General features: G+C 50.3%; 17 protein-coding genes, 1 pseudogene and 1 other annotated feature. Of the genes and pseudogenes, 17 read left to right on the forward strand and 1 reads right to left on the reverse strand.

What is annotated here, in order from left to right:
* Window positions 1–173 precede the first annotated feature (173 nt).
* The gene (locus P9687_RS11505; protein ID WP_017554168.1) at window positions 174–452 is read left to right on the forward strand and encodes a YlmC/YmxH family sporulation protein; all 279 of its coding nucleotides are present in this window, start codon (window positions 174–176) and stop codon (window positions 450–452) included.
* Window positions 453–494: 42 nt separating this feature from the next.
* Here the strand turns inward: P9687_RS11505 and P9687_RS11510 are convergent, their stop codons facing one another.
* Window positions 495–1,031, reverse strand: coding sequence for a 3D domain-containing protein (locus P9687_RS11510; protein ID WP_168985978.1), 537 nt, complete (start codon window positions 1,029–1,031; stop codon window positions 495–497).
* Window positions 1,032–1,308: 277 nt separating this feature from the next.
* Between P9687_RS11510 and pgeF the strand changes: the two genes are divergently transcribed.
* From pgeF to P9687_RS11590, 16 genes and pseudogenes are all read left to right on the forward strand, one after another.
* Window positions 1,309–2,133, forward strand: coding sequence for a peptidoglycan editing factor PgeF (gene pgeF, locus P9687_RS11515; protein ID WP_168985979.1), 825 nt, complete (start codon window positions 1,309–1,311; stop codon window positions 2,131–2,133).
* The gene (locus P9687_RS11520; RefSeq protein WP_017554171.1) at window positions 2,130–2,807 is read left to right on the forward strand and encodes a YggS family pyridoxal phosphate-dependent enzyme; all 678 of its coding nucleotides are present in this window, start codon (window positions 2,130–2,132) and stop codon (window positions 2,805–2,807) included. Before pgeF ends, P9687_RS11520 begins: the two co-directional genes overlap by 4 nt.
* A 26-nt stretch (window positions 2,808–2,833) precedes the next feature.
* On the forward strand, window positions 2,834–3,283 hold the full coding sequence (locus P9687_RS11525) for a cell division protein SepF (protein WP_013858990.1): 450 nt from the start codon (window positions 2,834–2,836) through the stop codon (window positions 3,281–3,283).
* Window positions 3,284–3,288: 5 nt separating this feature from the next.
* Window positions 3,289–3,561, forward strand: coding sequence for a YggT family protein (locus P9687_RS11530; protein ID WP_014095548.1), 273 nt, complete (start codon window positions 3,289–3,291; stop codon window positions 3,559–3,561).
* 60 nt (window positions 3,562–3,621) lie between these two features.
* The gene (locus P9687_RS11535; protein WP_035181897.1) at window positions 3,622–4,398 is read left to right on the forward strand and encodes a YlmH family RNA-binding protein; all 777 of its coding nucleotides are present in this window, start codon (window positions 3,622–3,624) and stop codon (window positions 4,396–4,398) included.
* A gap of 107 nt (window positions 4,399–4,505) precedes the next feature.
* Window positions 4,506–5,021, forward strand: a complete 516-nt coding sequence (locus P9687_RS11540; protein ID WP_035189233.1) for a DivIVA domain-containing protein — start codon at window positions 4,506–4,508, stop codon at window positions 5,019–5,021.
* Between the two features lie 49 nt (window positions 5,022–5,070).
* Window positions 5,071–5,291: a binding site (T-box leader), on the forward strand.
* Window positions 5,292–5,384: 93 nt separating this feature from the next.
* Entirely contained in the window at window positions 5,385–8,153 is a 2,769-nt protein-coding gene (ileS, locus tag P9687_RS11545; protein ID WP_035189234.1) for an isoleucine--tRNA ligase, read from the forward strand.
* 201 nt (window positions 8,154–8,354) lie between these two features.
* Window positions 8,355–8,603 (forward strand): hypothetical protein, encoded by a 249-nt coding sequence (locus P9687_RS11550; RefSeq protein ID WP_035189238.1) that lies wholly within the window; start codon window positions 8,355–8,357, stop codon window positions 8,601–8,603.
* A 216-nt stretch (window positions 8,604–8,819) separates the two neighbouring features.
* Window positions 8,820–9,317: a signal peptidase II gene (gene lspA / locus P9687_RS11555; RefSeq protein WP_211161954.1), complete on the forward strand. Its 498-nt coding sequence runs from the start codon at window positions 8,820–8,822 to the stop codon at window positions 9,315–9,317.
* Window positions 9,289–10,200: an RluA family pseudouridine synthase gene (locus P9687_RS11560; protein WP_168985980.1), complete on the forward strand. Its 912-nt coding sequence runs from the start codon at window positions 9,289–9,291 to the stop codon at window positions 10,198–10,200. The genes lspA and P9687_RS11560 overlap by 29 nt, the downstream gene beginning before the upstream one ends.
* 170 nt (window positions 10,201–10,370) lie before the next feature.
* Window positions 10,371–10,913, forward strand: a complete 543-nt coding sequence (gene pyrR, locus P9687_RS11565) for a bifunctional pyr operon transcriptional regulator/uracil phosphoribosyltransferase PyrR (RefSeq protein WP_035189240.1) — start codon at window positions 10,371–10,373, stop codon at window positions 10,911–10,913.
* A gap of 230 nt (window positions 10,914–11,143) precedes the next feature.
* On the forward strand, window positions 11,144–12,043 hold the full coding sequence (locus P9687_RS11570) for an aspartate carbamoyltransferase catalytic subunit (RefSeq protein WP_035189241.1): 900 nt from the start codon (window positions 11,144–11,146) through the stop codon (window positions 12,041–12,043).
* 83 nt (window positions 12,044–12,126) lie between these two features.
* Window positions 12,127–13,389: a dihydroorotase gene (locus P9687_RS11575; protein WP_237340474.1), complete on the forward strand. Its 1,263-nt coding sequence runs from the start codon at window positions 12,127–12,129 to the stop codon at window positions 13,387–13,389.
* Window positions 13,386–14,432, forward strand: a pseudogene (locus P9687_RS11580) (carbamoyl phosphate synthase small subunit); the annotation flags it as partial. The gene P9687_RS11575 and the pseudogene P9687_RS11580, both read left to right, overlap by 4 nt.
* 33 nt (window positions 14,433–14,465) lie before the next feature.
* Window positions 14,466–17,666 carry a carbamoyl-phosphate synthase large subunit gene (gene carB / locus P9687_RS11585; protein WP_168985982.1) on the forward strand — a complete coding sequence of 1,067 codons (3,201 nt, stop codon included), beginning with the start codon at window positions 14,466–14,468 and terminating at the stop codon, window positions 17,664–17,666.
* Window positions 17,663–18,034 (forward strand): FAD-binding oxidoreductase (locus P9687_RS11590; RefSeq protein WP_328228897.1); only part of this gene is annotated, 372 nt, incomplete at its 3' end. The genes carB and P9687_RS11590, both read left to right, overlap by 4 nt.

An 18,034-nucleotide genomic window follows, 5' to 3' on the forward strand; every position in this document is an offset into this window, starting at 1 on the left:
GACAATAAGAAAAGCGGAGGGCGCTTGCCCGTCGTCGTATGGATTTCCGCCCCTTTATTAAAGGGGGCTTTGAAATCCTTGTCCGGCAACGCCTCCGCTTTTCTATTCGTAAAAACCTCCCCCCGTGCATAAACTTGTATTACATGGCGGAAAGACAGCAGGGGGGAGAGCAGATGGTCCGAATTTCGGATTTTCAAGTGAAGGATGTTGTCAGCATATCGGACGGCAGAAAACTCGGAAACGTGGAAGATATTGATATCAACCTGGATAATGGCACAATTGAAAGTATCATTGTCGGCGGCTCATCGGGGAAAATGTTCGGCTTATTTGGAAAAGAGGACGAAGTGGTCATCCCGTGGAGCAACATCGTAAAAATCGGCACCGACGTTATCCTCGTCAGGTTTAAAGAGTCGGCCTATACACAGCAGCAGCTGCAGGAACCGAAAAAATAAGCGCGGCCTGGAAAAGAAAAAAACGGCCGCGCAGCCGTTTTTTTACTTATACACTTTAATTGTCACTGTTTTGCGGCCCCACTGAAGGGCTTTCTTTTTACTTGAAATAAATACATCAATTTTTTTCCCTTTGATAGCCCCGCCGGTATCACCGGCAACCGCCGTACCGTAACCCGGAACGTACACTTTCGAACCGAGCCGGATCACCTTTGGATCGACCGCAATCACTTTTGCGGAAGGATGCCTTTTCAAGTTGATGCCGGTGGCCGTAATCCCGCCGCCGGAACCCGCTGTGTAAGCCGTTGCTTTCACCGTCATCGTGCGGTAAGAAGAAGAGGAAGACGAAACTTTTTTTGCGGGCGTTTTCGTCTGGATTTTCAGTCTCTGCTTCACCCGGATGACATTTGACCTCAAGTGGTTCCAGCTCTTCAACTGTGCCACGGTCACATGATATTTTCCGGCGATTTTATATAATGAATCTCCCGGCTTAACCGTATATGTCGTTGTTGCCGCAAATGCGTGTCCCGTTCCAATTGACAACATACATACAGTCAGTAATGATACCAAAGCTTTCTTCAAATTCATTACCTCTTCTATGTAAGTGATTTATTACCAATAGAGTAGCAGTTTAATATAACAGAAAGGTAACATCTGTTTATTAGTTGCGTTACAAACCCGTTACATCCGGGAAATTTCCGGATGATCCCCCGTTTTTAAGCTAAAAAGTAGAGAATTTTGATGAAATTTGCTATAAATAAAATCAGTACGGAAAAAAACGCATTCAATGCGAAAATGTATAGAAGACGCATGGATAAAAAGGTATAATAGTACAAAAGAGAAACCGGGTGAGGGTGAGATGAGAGAACCGTTTGTAAAAACACAGGCATTGTATTATGCTGTCGGCGCCTGGCAAAAAAACGGGATATGTGCCGGATTTACAGTGAAAAACGGCGGCACAAGCATAAATTTTCCCGGCAGTTTAAACCTTGCTTTCCATGTGGACGACGATCCTGAATCGGTCAGGAAAAACCGGGAGATCGTTGCAAGTGCAACCGGATTCCCTTTATCAAACTGGATCGGCGCCGAACAGACGCACGAAGACCATGTGCAACGGGTCACGCGCAAAGACGCCGGCAAGGGGGCGGCTGAATACCGTTCCTCTTTTCCGCATACGGACGGATTGTACACCGATGAAAAAGAAATCTTGCTTGTGCTGGCGTTTGCGGACTGTGTGCCGGTTTTCTTTTTCGCATCGAAGTACGGCCGCGTCGGGATCGCACATGCGGGGTGGAAAGGAACCACCCGCGGGATTGCGGCTAAAATGGTTGAAAAATGGGTAAAGGATGGGGTGCCGCTTGATGAAATAGAAGCCGTCATCGGACCGTCCATTTGCGGCAAGTGCTATCTTGTCGATGACCGTGTCATCCAGGCTGTCCGCCCCTGGACCGGCAAAGGAGAAAAATTGCCGTACGCGGAAAAATCACCCGGCCAGTATGCGCTCGATTTAAAGCAGTTAAATAAAATCATATTACAGCAGGCAGGCATTCCGGAAAGCCGGATCGCAGTCAGCAGCCTGTGCACAAGTTGTTGTGAAGAAGACTTTTTTTCGCACCGGCGTGATCACGGCTCTGCCGGGAGAATGCTTGGCTTTATTGGTATAAAAGGAGCACCGGAGAGATGAAAGTATCGGAAAACCTCGCGCACATCAACGAAAAAATTGAAAAAGCGTGCCAAAGGGCAGGAAGAAGCCGCGGGGATGTGGAAATCATTGCAGTAACGAAATATGTCACAACAGAAAGGGCAAAAGAGGCACTGGAAGCAGGCATTCGGCATCTTGGCGAGAACCGAGACGACGGCCTTCTGGCAAAATACGAGGCGCTCGGAAACCGCCCCGTCTGGCATTTTATCGGGACGCTGCAGACAAGGAAAGTTAAAAACATTATTGATAAAGTCAGCTACATACACTCTTTGGACCGACTGAGCCTTGCGGAGGAAATCGAAAAAAGGGCGGCAAAATTGGATAAAGAAATCAAATGCTTTATTCAGGTGAATGTTTCCGGGGAAGAATCGAAACACGGGATGGCGCCCGGGCAAGTGGTTGATTTTGTCCGTAAACTGAAGGATTTTCCGCATATTTGCGTTGCGGGCTTGATGACGATGGCGCCGCTTACGGAAGATCAGGACGTCATCCGGCGCACATTCCGCGGGCTGAAAACTTTGCAGCGGGATATTGAATCGCTGCATTTGGATTACGCTCCGTGCCGTGAATTGTCGATGGGAATGTCCAATGACTTTGAAATTGCAGTAGAAGAAGGGGCGACTTTTGTCAGAATCGGCACTGCGCTTGTCGGATAAGGGAAAACAAACGGAGGTGTAATGGAATGGGACTGAAAACGAAATTTAAGTCATTCTTTTTGCTTGATGATGAATACGAAGACCAGGAAGAAGAAATGATGGAAAAAGAGTATGAAGAACCCGAGCAACCCGCTGAGAAACCGGTCCGGCATGCGCGGCAAAATGTGGTCAGCCTGCAAAGCGTCCAAAAGTCTTCAAAAGTCATTCTGGTGGAACCGCGGGTTTATGCCGATGCACAGGAAATTGCCGACCATTTGAAAAACAGGCGCGCGGTGGTCGTCAATTTGCAAAGCATGCCGCATGACCAGGCGAAGCGGATTGTCGATTTTCTGAGCGGAACGGTGTATGCCATTGCAGGCGATATCCAGAGAGTCGGCAGCAATATTTTTCTTTGTACGCCGGATAACGTAGAAGTTTCCGGAAAAATTTCTGAATTCCTGCAGGGACAGGAATATGACGATACGAGGTGGCCATAAACCGGATGGATCCAATTTTATTTTCAATTTTAAAGATCATTCTGCTTCTCATGAGAATTTACTCTTACATTCTCCTGATTTATATCTTTATGTCGTGGTTTAATCTCAGGGACACCGACATCGGGCGCTTGTTTGCGCGCGTTTCGGAACCTTATCTCGACCCTTTCCGCAGAATCATTCCACCGATCGGCATGATTGATATTTCTCCGATCGTCGCTTTTTTTGTCCTGGATTTGGCAAGAGCCGGCATTGCGGAAATTTTTTCGTGGTTCATGTAAAAAGAGCCATTTTCAGAAAAAGGGACTGTGCAGTTCCTTTTTTTAAAAGGAGTCAGACAAATGGAATCGATTTACCAGCATTTCCGGCCGGATGAAAAGGAATTTATTGACCAGGTGCTGACCTGGAAACAATACGTGAAAGATGCGTATGCCCCTGAACTGACGGATTTTTTGGATCCGCGCATGCAGAGAATTGTCAACACGGTGATCGGAAACCACGGCGCAGTCTCTGTCCGGGCTTTTGGCGGATACAGAGAGAGTGAGCGGAAAAGAATGCTGCTTTTTCCTGACTATTTTTCTCCGGATGAGGACGACTTCCATCTTGCCTTATTCGAAGTCCATTACCCTGCCAAATTTGTTTCCTTTGAACATAAACATGTGCTTGGTTCGCTGATGGCGCTCGGCCTGAAACGCGAAAAATTCGGGGATATTTTAATCGGGGAAGGGCGCATTCAGTTTTTCGTGGCAGCGGAACTTTCGGACTTTATTCAAATGGAATTCCGGCAAATTGGAAAAACGCCGGTTACCCTTACGAAAATGCAGTTGGGCGAGGCCATCGGGCAACAGCAACGCTGGCTTGAAAAACAGGCCACCGTCAGTTCGCTCCGCCTTGATGCGATTTTATCCGCCGTTTACAATATTTCAAGGCAAAAAACGCGGGCGCTGATTGAGCACGGGCTTGTAAAAGTGAACTGGAAAACAGTGGAAGATCCGGCATTCCAGTGCGAGGAAGGTGATACTTTTTCAGCTAGGGGGTACGGGAGAAGCCGGCTCATCCGCGTGGAAGGCAAAACGAAGAAAGAAAAGTGGCGAATGGTGGCAGGGATTTTAAAATAATTTGATGGATTAGCAGGATTTTCCCAAAAAATCGTCGAATTCCATTATAATATAAAAAAGAAGGGGAATCTTGCAATCGAAAGGCAAATTGAACAGGAGGTGGCCACATGCCTTTAACGCCTTTAGATATACATAATAAGGAGTTCAGCAAAGGGTTTCGCGGCTATGATGAAGATGAAGTAAATGAATTTCTTGACCAGCTGATAAAAGATTATGAAATGCTGATCCGCGAAAAGAAAAACCTGGAAGATAAGGTGGCATCATTAAACGAACGCCTGAGCCATTTTACTTCCATTGAGGAAACTTTAAATAAATCGATTGTTGTTGCCCAGGAAGCGGCGGAAGAAGTAAAGGGCAATGCCCAGAAAGAAGCGAAACTGATCATCCGCGAGGCGGAAAAAAATGCCGACCGGATTGTCAATGAAGCCCTTTCGAAGGCAAGAAAAATTGCGCTCGAAATCGAAGAGCTGAAAAAACAGTCGAAAGTCTTCCGGACGCGCTTTAAAATGCTGATTGAGGCGCAGCTTGACCTGATTGATAATGATGACTGGGAAAAGCTGATGGAATTTGAAGTCGATGCCACGGACTTTGAGCTGGAAGAAGAAGAAGCAAATCAGACTTGACGAATCCGAAAAGGGTCAACTATAATGGAATACATTCAATACTGTATACGAAAAAACGATGACAGGGCAGTAGGGTTGTGAAAGCTTTCCAAGCGAGCCGGGGACAGTGCGAGCCCGGCAAAGCGCGCAGCCTGAACATCCCCCTTGAGTTCTTGCCTTGAACGCCGAAAAGGCCAGTAGAGTTAAGCGGGACCTTCCACGTTACGGATGTCGAGCGGGCATATGGAATGCCTACTAGGGTGGTACCGCGGGAACCTTCTCGTCCCTATTTTGGGGATGGGAAGGTTTTTTTATTGGATTTTTGGCAAGGCTGAACATAACGAAAAATTCAAAATACAATATGCAAAAGGCAGGAGGATCAGCATGGATTACAAAGATACACTTTTAATGCCGAAAACGGATTTCCCGATGCGTGGAAATTTGCCGAAAAAAGAGCCGCAAATCCAGGCAAAATGGGAAGAAATGGATATTTATCAAAAGGTGATGAAACGCACGGAAGGAAGGCCCTTGTTTGTGCTCCATGACGGGCCTCCGTATGCAAACGGCGATCTCCATATGGGCCACGCCCTGAATAAAACATTGAAAGACATCATCAACCGGTTCAAATCAATGACAGGTTACCATGCCCCTTATGTACCGGGCTGGGATACGCACGGGTTGCCTATAGAGCAGGAACTGACAAAAAAAGGCGTGGACCGGAAATCGATGTCGGTTGCCGAATTCAGGAAACTGTGCGAAAAATATGCCCATGAGCAAATCGACCGCCAGCGGACAGCGTTTAAACGGCTCGGCGTGCGTGGCGACTGGGAAAATCCGTATTTAACGCTCCGGCCCGCGTATGAAGCCGAGCAAATTAAAGTATTCGGGGAAATGGCGAAAAAAGGCTATATTTACAAAGGCCTGAAGCCGGTATACTGGTCCCCTTCCAGCGAATCCGCGCTTGCAGATGCGGAAATTGAGTACAAAGACATTAAATCGCCATCGATTTATGTTGCGTTCGACGTAAAAGACGGAAAAGGCGTGCTTGATACGGATACGAAAATCGTCATCTGGACAACGACACCTTGGACCATTCCGTCAAACCTCGGCATTGCCGTCAATCCGGAGATCAACTATGTTGTCGTAAAAGTGGACGGCAAGAAATACCTGGTTGCCGAAGCCTTGCTCGAAGAAGTAAGCGGCGTTTTGGAATGGGAAAACGCGGAAGTCGTTCAAACGGTTCCGGGGAAAAAGCTGGAGTACATTGTCGCAAAACATCCGCTGTACGGCCGCGATTCGCTCGTCATGCTCGGCGACCACGTCACAACCGACAGCGGGACAGGATGCGTCCATACCTCACCTGGACACGGGGAAGATGACTTTCTCATCGGCAAAAAATACGGGCTTGATGTGATTTGTGCTGTAGATGACAAAGGCATGATGACAAAAGACGCGCCCGGTTTTGAAGGATTGTTTTACGACAAAGCCAACAAACCGATCTGTGAAGCACTGGATCAGGCAGGTGCGCTTTTAAAATTGAAATTTTTAACGCACTCGTACCCGCATGACTGGCGGACGAAAAAACCGGTAATTTTCCGGGCAACATCGCAATGGTTCGCATCGGTTGATATGTTCCGCGATGACATTTTGAAAGCCGTTGAAGAGGTCAAATGGACGCCTGTATGGGGCGAACTCCGGATGCATAACATGATCCGCGACCGTGGCGACTGGTGTATCTCCCGCCAGCGTGCATGGGGTGTGCCGATCCCTGTTTTTTACGCGGAAAACGGCGAAGCGATCATCACGGAAGAAACCATCCAGCATGTATCCGACCTGTTCCGCGAACACGGATCAAACGTCTGGTTTGAACGGGAAGCGAAAGACCTGCTTCCGGAAGGCTTTACGCATCCGGCGAGTCCAAACGGCGTATTTAAAAAAGAAACGGATATTATGGACGTCTGGTTCGATTCCGGTTCTTCCCATCAGGGCGTGCTGGCTGCACAGGAAGGCTTGAAACGGCCGGCTGATTTGTACCTTGAAGGTTCCGACCAGTACCGCGGCTGGTTTAACTCATCGCTTATTACCAGTGTGGCGGTAACAGGGCACGCTCCGTACGACGGCGTTTTAAGCCATGGGTTTGTGCTGGACGGCGAAGGCCGGAAGATGAGCAAATCGCTCGGCAATACGATTTTGCCTGGCAAAGTGGTTGAACAGCTGGGGGCTGACATTATCCGCTTGTGGGTCGCTTCCGTTGACTATCAGGCAGATGTCCGGGTTTCCAATGAAATTTTAAAACAAGTGTCCGAGGTCTATCGGAAAATCCGCAACACATTCCGCTTCATACTCGGCAATCTGAACGACTTCGACCCTGCCCAGCACCAAGTTGCCTATGAAGATTTGCGCGAGGTCGACCGGTTTATGCTTGTCAAACTGAACAAGCTTGTAAAGGAAGTGCGGGAGGCTTATGAACGGTACGAATTTGCCACCATTTATCATGCGGTGAACAATTTCTGTGCCACAGACCTCAGTTCGTTCTATATGGATTTTGCAAAAGACGTGCTGTACATCGAACTTGCAGACAATCCGGAACGCCGTGCGATGCAAACCGTTTTGTATGAATGCCTTGTTGCCTTAACCAAGCTGTTGTCGCCAATTTTGCCGCATACAGCCGATGAAGTCTGGCAGTATATTCCGGGTGTGGCGGAAGAAAGCGTCCAGCTGACCGATATGCCGGAATATGTGGATTTGCCGGATGCTGCGGCGCTTGAGGAAAAATGGAATGCGTTTATGGCGCTCCGCGGAGACGTTTTGAAAGCATTGGAAGAAGCGCGGAACGCAAAAGTAATCGGAAAATCGCTAACGGCAAAAGTGACCTTGTATGTGAATGCGGAGACGAAAGCACTGCTTGACAGCATTTCGGAAAGCAAAAAGCAATTGTTCATTGTGTCGGGATTTGAAGTGGCAGGGGCCATTGAAGACGCACCGGAAAATGCGCTGAAGCTTGAGCACGCAGCCATTGTTGTCGAAAAAGCGGAAGGCGAAACATGCGAACGGTGCTGGGTTGTAACGCCGGAAGTCGGCCTGGACCATGACCATCCGACGCTCTGCCCGCGCTGTGCACAAGTTGTAAAAACATTGATGCGGGAAGTGTAAAGCTTTAAGCCGGGGCTTGCATGAAGACATGCAGCACCGGCTTTTTTAACGGATTTCAGCCCATTGCCGGCGCCGGATTTTCACTGGCAAAAACCGTTTGCTGCTGCATGATTTTGTTACTTTTAGAAATCGTTTTTCTGCAAACAAGCCTTGCCTGCGGGAATGCTATAACCAACAAAGACGCGGGGAGGCTGTTGGAAGATGCGTGAAGATCCGAAACTTTGGCTGCAATCGCTACAGGCTGAATTATCCGAGTACGAGGCGAAGCATGAACTCGTGCAACATCTGGTTCAGGAAGAATTGAAAGAGATTGAGGCGGCATTGGACGGGTTTCACGGCACCCGGAAAGTTGACCCGGGCCTTGCGGAAATCCCTGCCCTGTTGCCTGCGGACCGGCAAACCATCCTGTCATACGGCAAAGTAACCGTCCCGTACGATCTTATTCACTAGAAAAGGGCGAAAGAAATGTCAAAAAGGCATTGCTTTTGCGCAACTTCAATCAGCAAAAATGGTTTCCGCCTAAAAGAAGCTGGCAGGAACGGGCGGACCGGATCCAGCCGTCCGTTCTTTTCACTTCCTGCTGTTTATGCTAAAATGCAGAAAGAAATATATTCCGGACCAGGTGGCATTTTGCGCCTGCCGTAAACACAGGCGGAGGAAAAGCGATTGGTTATTTTTTATTATGTGGTTGCACTCATTGTGATCATCTTGGACCAGCTGGCCAAATGGCTCGTTTTAAAAGGGATGGCGCTCGGGGAAAGCATCGAAGTGATTCCGGGTTTCTTTTTTCTCACATCGACGCGCAACACAGGCGCTGCCTTCAGCATACTGGAAGGGCAGATGTGGCTATTTTACCTCATTACCCTAATTGTCATTGCCGGCATTCTTTATTACATACAAAAATATGCGAAAGATAGGGTGCTAGTCGGCATCAGCCTCGGCCTTATATTAGGAGGGGCAATCGGCAACTTTATTGACCGCCTGTTCCGCGGCGAAGTGGTTGATTTTGTCCATTTGCGTTTCGGCAGCTATGATTTTGCCATTTTTAACGTGGCGGATGCCAGTTTAACGATTGGTGTTGTATTATTGCTGATTTCGATGCTTTTGGAAGACAGAAAGACAAAGGAGAAAACCGATGGAAAAAGTGGATCACACCATTCTTGAACACGAAGCAAATGAACGGCTTGATAAAATGGTCTCTTCTATCCGGGAAGAATGGTCAAGATCACAAGTTCAGCAATGGATTAAAGATGGTGACATTACCGTAAACGGCAAAAAAGAAAAAGCAAATTACAGATTGCAAACAGGCGACTTGGTTGAAATTGAGGTGCCGGAGCCGGAATTGCCCGATATTGAACCGGAAGACTTGCATCTTGATATCTATTATGAAGATGCCGATGTGCTTGTCGTCAATAAACCAAAAGGCATGGTTGTCCATCCGTCGAATGGGCATTTTACAGGGACGCTTGTGAACGGCCTGATGTACCACTGCAAAGATCTATCGGGTATTAACGGCGTGCTCCGCCCCGGGATTGTCCACCGGATTGACAAGGACACATCCGGGCTGTTAATGGTGGCCAAAAACGATTACGCGCACGAAAAGCTGGCGGCGCAGCTCAGTGAAAAAACGGTAACCCGCAAATATTTTGCGCTTGTTCACGGCAATATTCCGCATGAAGCCGGCACCATTGACGCCCCGATCGGAAGGGACCCGGCTGACCGCCAGCGGATGGCCGTGGTCGATAACGGAAAAGACGCGGTGACCCATTTCCGCGTGCTGGAACGGTTTGACCGGTTTACGTTTATCGAATGCCGGCTTGAAACGGGGCGCACCCACCAGATCCGCGTCCATATGAAGTATATCGGCCATCCTTTGGCAGGCGACCCGAAATACGGGCCGAAAAAAACGATTGATTTCGGCGGCCAGGCGCTCCATGCTGGGGTACTCGGTTTCCGCCATCCGCGCACAGGAGAAACGCTCACATTTGAAGCACCGCTGCCGGATGATTTCGCGCATCTTTTAAACACACTCAGGCGTGGGTTGTGAGCATCATGATATAAAAAAGGATTGACAAACGGATGAAAAACGGGTAAGGTAAAAATAACTTCATAAGCCTTTTAAAGACAGTCCCGTGAGGCTGGCAAGGGAACGTTCATTTTACAAAGCCTTCCTGCCTTCGGTGCGGAAGGCTTTGATTTTTCTCGGGAGGAGACACCATGGCCCAAAAAGCGGTAGTAATGGATGAAATCATGATCCGCAGGGCGTTGACGCGGATCGCCCACGAAATCATTGAACGGAATAAAGGCATTGAAGATACGATGCTCATCGGGATTAAAACGCGCGGCATTTACCTTGCCGAGCGTCTGGCGGAAAGAATTGCGCAAATCGAAGGGCGCAAAGTCGAAGTCGGCGAGCTGGACATTACGCTGTACCGTGACGATTTATCGAAAAAAACGGCAAACGGCGAACCGGAAGTAAAAGGCGCGAACCTGCCATCTAGCATCACCGATAAAGAAATCGTGCTTGTCGATGATGTGCTGTATACAGGCAGGACAGTGCGCGCGGCGATGGACGCGCTGATGGATATCGGCCGCCCGAGCCGGATCCAGCTCGCGGTGCTCGTTGACCGCGGCCACCGGGAATTGCCGATCCGCCCCGACTTTATCGGAAAAAATATCCCGACGAGCCAGTCGGAAAGAATCGTTGTACAATTGACGGATGTGGACGGGCGGGACCTGGTCACAATCCACGATATGTAATCCTTTTAAGCAAGCCCTGTGAGGTTTGCAAAGGAGGTTTAAAAGCCCCTTTGTACCCTCGCGGCAAAGGGGCTTTTTCATTGAAATGAATACGGAACACCTTTTAACTGCAAGTCCGGAGAGGCTTGGAAGGGTGCCGGCCGCGCAAGGCTTTTGACTTGCCGTGCCATTTCACGCACCCTGCCATAAGCAGGGTGCTTTTTTGGCTGAAAAACAAAGGAGGATGGAACATGCAGCATTTTCTGACGATATCCGGTTTGGGCAATGAGGAAATTTTGGAACTTCTGGAAGAAGCCGATGCCTTTTCAAAAGGGGCCGTATGGAAAGCGCCGGAGCCGGTTTTTGCAGCTAATTTGTTTTATGAGCCGAGTACGCGGACAAAATGCAGCTTTGAAGTGGCAGAACGGCGGATTGGCCTTGAGCTGCTTCCGTTTGAAGTCGGGGCATCAAGCGTGCAAAAGGGTGAAACATTGTACGACACGGTGAAAACATTGCAGTCGATCGGCGTCAAAGTGGTGGTGATCCGCCACCAGGAAGATGAATATTACAGGCAGCTCGCAGGGTTGGCGCTTTCGATTGTCAATGCGGGAGACGGCAGCGGCCAGCATCCGTCCCAATGCCTGCTTGATCTTTTGACGATCAAACAGGAATTCGGCGGCTTCCGCGGCTTAAAGGTGTGTATCATCGGTGATATCGTCCACAGCCGTGTTGCCAGATCAAATGCCGAAGCATTGAAAAAGCTCGGTGCCACCGTCACATGTTCGGGGCCTGTAGAATGGTTTGATCCGACCATGCATCTCCCGTACGTTCCGATCGATGACGGCGTAGCGGAAGCAGATGTCGTCATGCTGCTCCGCATCCAACATGAACGCCATCAAGAAACCGCTCATCTGACAAAAGAAGCATACCACCGCGCATACGGGCTGACGGTGGAACGGGAACGGATGATGAAACCGGGCAGCATCATTATGCACCCGGCGCCGGTCAACCGCGATGTCGAGATTGCAACTAGCCTCGTGGAATGCAGCCGGTCGCGGATTTTTAAACAAATGGAAAACGGCGTGTTTGCACGGATGGCGATTTTAAAAACGATTTTACAGAAAGAAAAAGCGGTTTTCCAGACAGCTTGAAAAATGAAAGTTGCTATGGATCGCGCTATTTTGACAAAAAAGAAAAGGTGGTTTGCCAAGTGGACTGGTTGATTAAAGGCGGGATGGTTTTAGATGAAAAGGGAGAATCGGTAAAGCGGGATATCCGGATCAAAGATGGAAAAATCGCGGAAACCGGCCCGGAACTGAAAGAAGCGGGCGAACAGGTATATGATGCAACGGGACTCACGGTTCTCCCCGGGTTTGTCGACTTGCATGTGCATTTGCGGGAACCGGGGTTCGAACAGAAGGAAACGATCCGCACCGGGACGATGGCCGCGGCAAAAGGCGGGTTTACAACGGTAGCGGCGATGCCTAACACCAAACCGGTTACCGACCGGCCGGCGCGCCTTTTGTCTCTAAAGGAAAAAATCAGCCGGAATGGGGTTGTGCGCGTGCTCCCTTATGCTGCCATCACCCTTGATGAAAAAGGCGGCGAACTCGTGGATTTTGCCGGTTTAAAAGCAGCAGGCGCCTTCGCGTTCACGGATGACGGCGTCGGCGTGCAGGAAGCGGGGCAGATGCTAGCTGCGATGGAACAGGCAAAAGCACTCGGTATGGCGGTCGTCGCCCATTGTGAAGACAATTCGCTCATCCGGGGCGGCTGCGTGCATGACGGATCTTTCGCGGCGGCGCACGGGTTAAAAGGGATCCCTTCCGTATGCGAGTCGGTGCAGATCGCCCGCGACGTGTTGCTTGCAGAACATACAGGCTGCCATTATCATGTCTGCCATATCAGCACGAAAGAATCCGTCCGGGTTGTTCGTGACGCAAAACGGGCCGGCATTCCAGTGACAGCCGAAGTGACACCGCACCATTTGCTCCTTTCTGAAGACGACATCCCGGGCCCTGATGCCAACTGGAAAATGAACCCGCCGCTCCGGTCGAAAAGAGACCGCGACGCCCTTATTGAAGGCCTTTTGGATGGCACGATTGATTTTATCGCCACTGACCACGCTCCGCATACCGCGGAGGAAAAAGCAAAAGGCATTGAACAGGCGCCATTTGGCATCACCGGATTTGAAACAGCTTTTCCGCTTTTATATACACATTTTGTTGAAACCGGCATATTTACGCTAAAACAGCTTGTTGACTGGATGACAATAAAGCCGGCTAGCGTGTTCGGACTTCCATACGGGACGATGAAAACCGGGGCACCCGCCGATATCACGGCAGTTGACCTGGGGGAAGAAAAAACAATTGACCCGGATCGCTTTTTATCGAAAGGAAAAAATACCCCTTTTTTGGGGCGTGTATGCAAAGGCTTCCCGCAAGCCACATGGGGAAGCGGAAAACTGGTATGGGAAAAGGAGCTGGCATTGAAATGAAAAGGCAACTGATCTTGGAAGACGGCACTGTTTTTAGAGGGGAAGGTTTTGGCAGTGTAAAAGCGGCTTACGGGGAAATCGTTTTTACAACCGGGATGACCGGCTACCAGGAGACATTAACTGACCCGTCTTTTTACGGCCAGATCGTCACTTTCACCTACCCGCTCATCGGGAACTACGGCATCAACTGGAACGATTTTGAAGCGGTAACGCCGTATGTGAAGGGGGTCGTGGTGAAAGAAGCGGCTTCGTACCCGTCAAACTGGCGGAGCACCTTAACGCTCGATACCTTTTTAAAAGAAAAAGGCATCCCCGGTATATCTGGCATTGACACCCGGAAACTGACAAGAAAAATCCGCGCTTTCGGTACGCTCAGGGCCGCCCTCTGTGCTGAAGACGAAGATCCGGAAGCCGTGATCAAAAATCTTCAATCCAAACGAGCCATTCATGATGCCGTTGCACAAGTATCCACAAAGAAGCGTTACGAAATGGAAGGGCCCGGCAAACATATTGCCCTTGTCGATTTCGGCGCGAAAAAAAGCATTTTAACCGAACTTTCAAAACGAAACTGCCGCGTTACCGTGCTGCCGTATGATACAACGGCGGCGGACATTTTACAGCTTCAGCCGGACGGGGTGATGTTGTCAAATGGCCCCGGTAACCCGAAAGATGTGTCCTGTGCGGTTGATATGGTAAAAGGAATACTCGGGAAAGTGCCGCTTTTCGGGATTTGTCTCGGGCACCAGCTGTTTGCGTTAGCATGCGGCGCCGATACGTTCAAATTAAAATTCGGCCACCGCGGGGCGAACCATCCTGTGCAGGACATCCAAACGGGGAAAACGGTGATCACCTCGCAGAACCACGGCTATGCGGTCGATGAAAATTCGCTTGCCGGAACAGACCTTATCGTAACGGAACGGGCGTTGAACGACGGCACGATTGAAGGGCTGGCACATCGCAAATACCCTGCTTTTACTGTCCAGTACCATCCGGAAGCATCGCCGGGCCCGCACGATTCGAACCCGTTATTCGACAAATTTTTAACCATGGTTGAAAAACAAAAGGAGGAACAAACCATGCCAAAACGCACTGATATCGAAAAAATTCTTGTGATCGGATCCGGCCCGATTGTGATCGGCCAGGCTGCTGAATTTGATTACGCTGGCACGCAGGCCTGCCTTGCTTTAAAAGAAGAAGGGTATCATGTCGTTTTGGTCAATTCCAATCCGGCAACGATTATGACCGATACGGAAATGGCGGATAAAATCTATATCGAACCGCTCACGCCGGCATTTGTCGCCCGCATCATCCGCAAAGAACGCCCGGATGCCCTCCTGCCGACACTTGGCGGCCAAACCGGTCTTAACATTGCAATGGAACTGGCGAAATCCGGCATCCTTGACGAGTACGGCGTCGAAGTGCTCGGAACAAGGCTTGGCGCCATTGAGCAGGCGGAAGACCGGGAAGCGTTCCGCGAACTGATGGGAAAACTTGGCGAACCGATACCGGACAGCATGATCATCCATACACTTGAAGAAGCTTACCGGTTTATCGAAAAAACGGGCTACCCGGTCATCGTCCGGCCAGCTTACACGCTGGGCGGAACGGGCGGTGGCATCTGCTGTAACGAAGAAGAGCTGATCGAAACCGTGTCAGGCGGATTGCGCCAGAGCCCCGTCCACCAGTGCCTGCTTGAAAAAAGCATTGCCGGTTTTAAAGAAATCGAATACGAAGTGATGCGCGACAGCGAAGACCATGCCATCGTCGTCTGCAACATGGAAAACATTGACCCGGTCGGCGTCCACACCGGCGATTCGATTGTCGTCGCCCCGAGCCAGACGTTAAGCGATAAAGAGTATCAGATGCTGCGCAATGTATCATTGAAAATCATCCGCGCCCTCGGCATCGAAGGCGGCTGCAATGTGCAGCTCGCGCTTGACCCGGACAGTTTTCAATATTATGTAATCGAAGTCAATCCGCGCGTCAGCCGTTCATCCGCGCTCGCTTCGAAAGCAACCGGATACCCGATTGCGAAACTGTCAGCAAAAATTGCAGTCGGGCTCACGCTGGCCGAGATGAAAAACCCGGTCACCGGCACTTCTTACGCCAATTTTGAACCGGCGCTTGATTATGTCGTCACAAAAATTCCGCGTTTCCCGTTCGATAAGTTTGAACAGGCATACCGCAGGCTCGGCACGCAAATGAAAGCAACGGGCGAAGTGATGGCGATCGGCCGCACTTTTGAAGAATCGTTGTTAAAAGCGGTACGGTCGCTTGAAATCGGCGTCCATCATTTGGAACTCGGGGAAGCATCCGGTATGGACGTGATGGAAAAACGGATCAAAAACGCCAGCGACGAACGCCTTTTTTACATCGCAGAAGCGCTAAGAAAGGGTATCACGGCCGGGCAGCTGCATGACTGGAGCAAAATCGACTTGTTTTTCCTTCATAAGCTGGAAAACATCATCCGCTTTGAAAACACGCTGCGGGAGGCGCGATGGGACAAAGAGGCAGCCTGGAAAGCAAAAGAAATGGGCTTTGCCGATAAGACGATTGCCGGGCTGTGGAAAACGGCAGAAGAAAACGTGTACGCATGGCGCAAAGAAAACGGCATTTTGCCGGTCTATAAAATGGTCGATACATGTGCCGGCGAATTCGCATCAGAAACGCCGTATTTTTACGGCACATATGAAGAAGAAAACGAATCGGTTGTGACAAACAGAAAAAGCATCATTGTCCTCGGCTCCGGCCCGATCCGGATCGGCCAGGGAATCGAGTTTGACTATGCAACTGTCCATGCGGTTTGGGCAATCCAGGAAGCCGGGTACGAAGCGATCATCATTAACAACAACCCGGAAACCGTCTCCACCGACTTCAGCATCTCGGACAAGCTCTATTTTGAACCGCTGACGATTGAAGATGTCATGCATATCATCGATTTGGAACAGCCGGAAGGGGTTGTTGTCCAGTTCGGCGGCCAGACGGCGATCAATCTCGCGGAACAGCTCGCAACACGCGGCGTGCGCATTCTCGGCACTTCGCTTGAAAATCTTGAGCGTGCCGAAGACCGCGACAAGTTCGACCATTTGTTAAACCGGCTCGGCATCAAACGCCCGCTCGGAAAAACCGGCACTTCGGCGGAAGAAGCCGCCCGAATTGCGGCTGAAATCGGCTATCCGGTGCTCGTGCGCCCGTCGTTTGTGCTCGGCGGACGGGCGATGGAAATCGTCTACCATGAAGAAGACTTGCGCCAGTATATGAAACATGCGGTGAAAGTCAGCCCGAACCAGCCCGTTTTGATTGACCGCTATGTGACAGGGCAGGAGTTTGAAGTCGATGTGATCGCGGACGGCCGGGACATTTTAATCCCGGGCATCGTCGAGCATATTGAACGGGCCGGCGTACACTCCGGCGACTCGATCGCAGTCTATCCGCCGCAGCGGCTTTCCGATGCATTAAAAGCGGAAATGGCGGAGACGTGCCGCAAGCTTGCTTCAGAGCTTGAAATCAAAGGGTTGATGAACATCCAGTTTATCGTCTCGCACAATGAACTCTTTGTTATCGAAGTGAACCCGCGCTCAAGCCGGACGGTTCCGTTTTTAAGCAAAATTACCGATGTCCCGATGGCAAAACTTGCGATGAAAGTGATTTTGGGCGAATCGCTTGAAAACCTCGGCTATGGCACTGGCCTGAGGCCGGAAAAAGCGGAAGTGTTCGTGAAAGTGCCGGTTTTCTCTTTTGCAAAATTGAAGCGGGTGGAACCGACACTCGGCCCGGAAATGAAATCGACGGGAGAAGTGATGGGTTGCGACCGTACATTTGAAAAAGCGCTGTACAAAGGGCTCGTTGCAGCAGGCATGAAGCTTTCGCCGGATGGCAGCATCCTGTTTACGGTTGCCGATAAAGACAAACCGGAAGCCCTGCCGCTTGCGAAACGCTTTGTCGAGATCGGTTTTACCTTAAAAGCAACGGCGGGAACGGCAAAATTTTTAAGGGAAAACGGCCTGGCTGTCGAAGAAGTGGAAAAAATTGGCGGCGAAGGGGCGACCGTGCTCGACTCGATCCAAAGGGGCGATGTGCAATTTGTCCTGAACACGATCACAAAAGGCCGGGAATACGAACGCGACGGCTTCCGGATCCGCAGGGAAGCAGTCGAATGCGGCATCCCGTGCCTGACTTCGCTTGATACAGCAGCAGCCATCGTATCCATTTTGGAATCGATAAGTTTTTCGATCATGCCGATGGTGCAGGGGGCAAAGCAGGCGGTGCACGCATGATCCAGGAATATATGATCGTGAAAAGCAACCGGCTCATTGCGCAGGATATTTGGGAAATGGTGCTTGCCGGCAGTTTGGTCCGGCAAATCGCCCGCCCCGGACAGTTTGTTCATGTGAAAGCGGGAAGCGGGTTTGATCCCCTGTTGCGCCGTCCGATCAGCATCGCGGCGGTGGACCGCAAAAACGGCGCGCTTACTTTGTTGTACCGGGTGCAGGGAAAAGGAACGCGCCTGATGGCAAACATGGCACCCGGCGCACGGCTCGATGTGCTCGGCCCCCTTGGCAACGGGGTCCCGGTGGACGCGCTTCGCCCCGGGCAAAAAGCGCTCCTTGTCGGCGGCGGCATCGGGGTCCCGCCGCTGTACGAG

It is taken from the genome of Weizmannia sp. CD-2023 (assembly GCF_036225245.1).
Lineage (GTDB): Bacteria > Bacillota > Bacilli > Bacillales > Bacillaceae_C > Weizmannia > Weizmannia faecalis.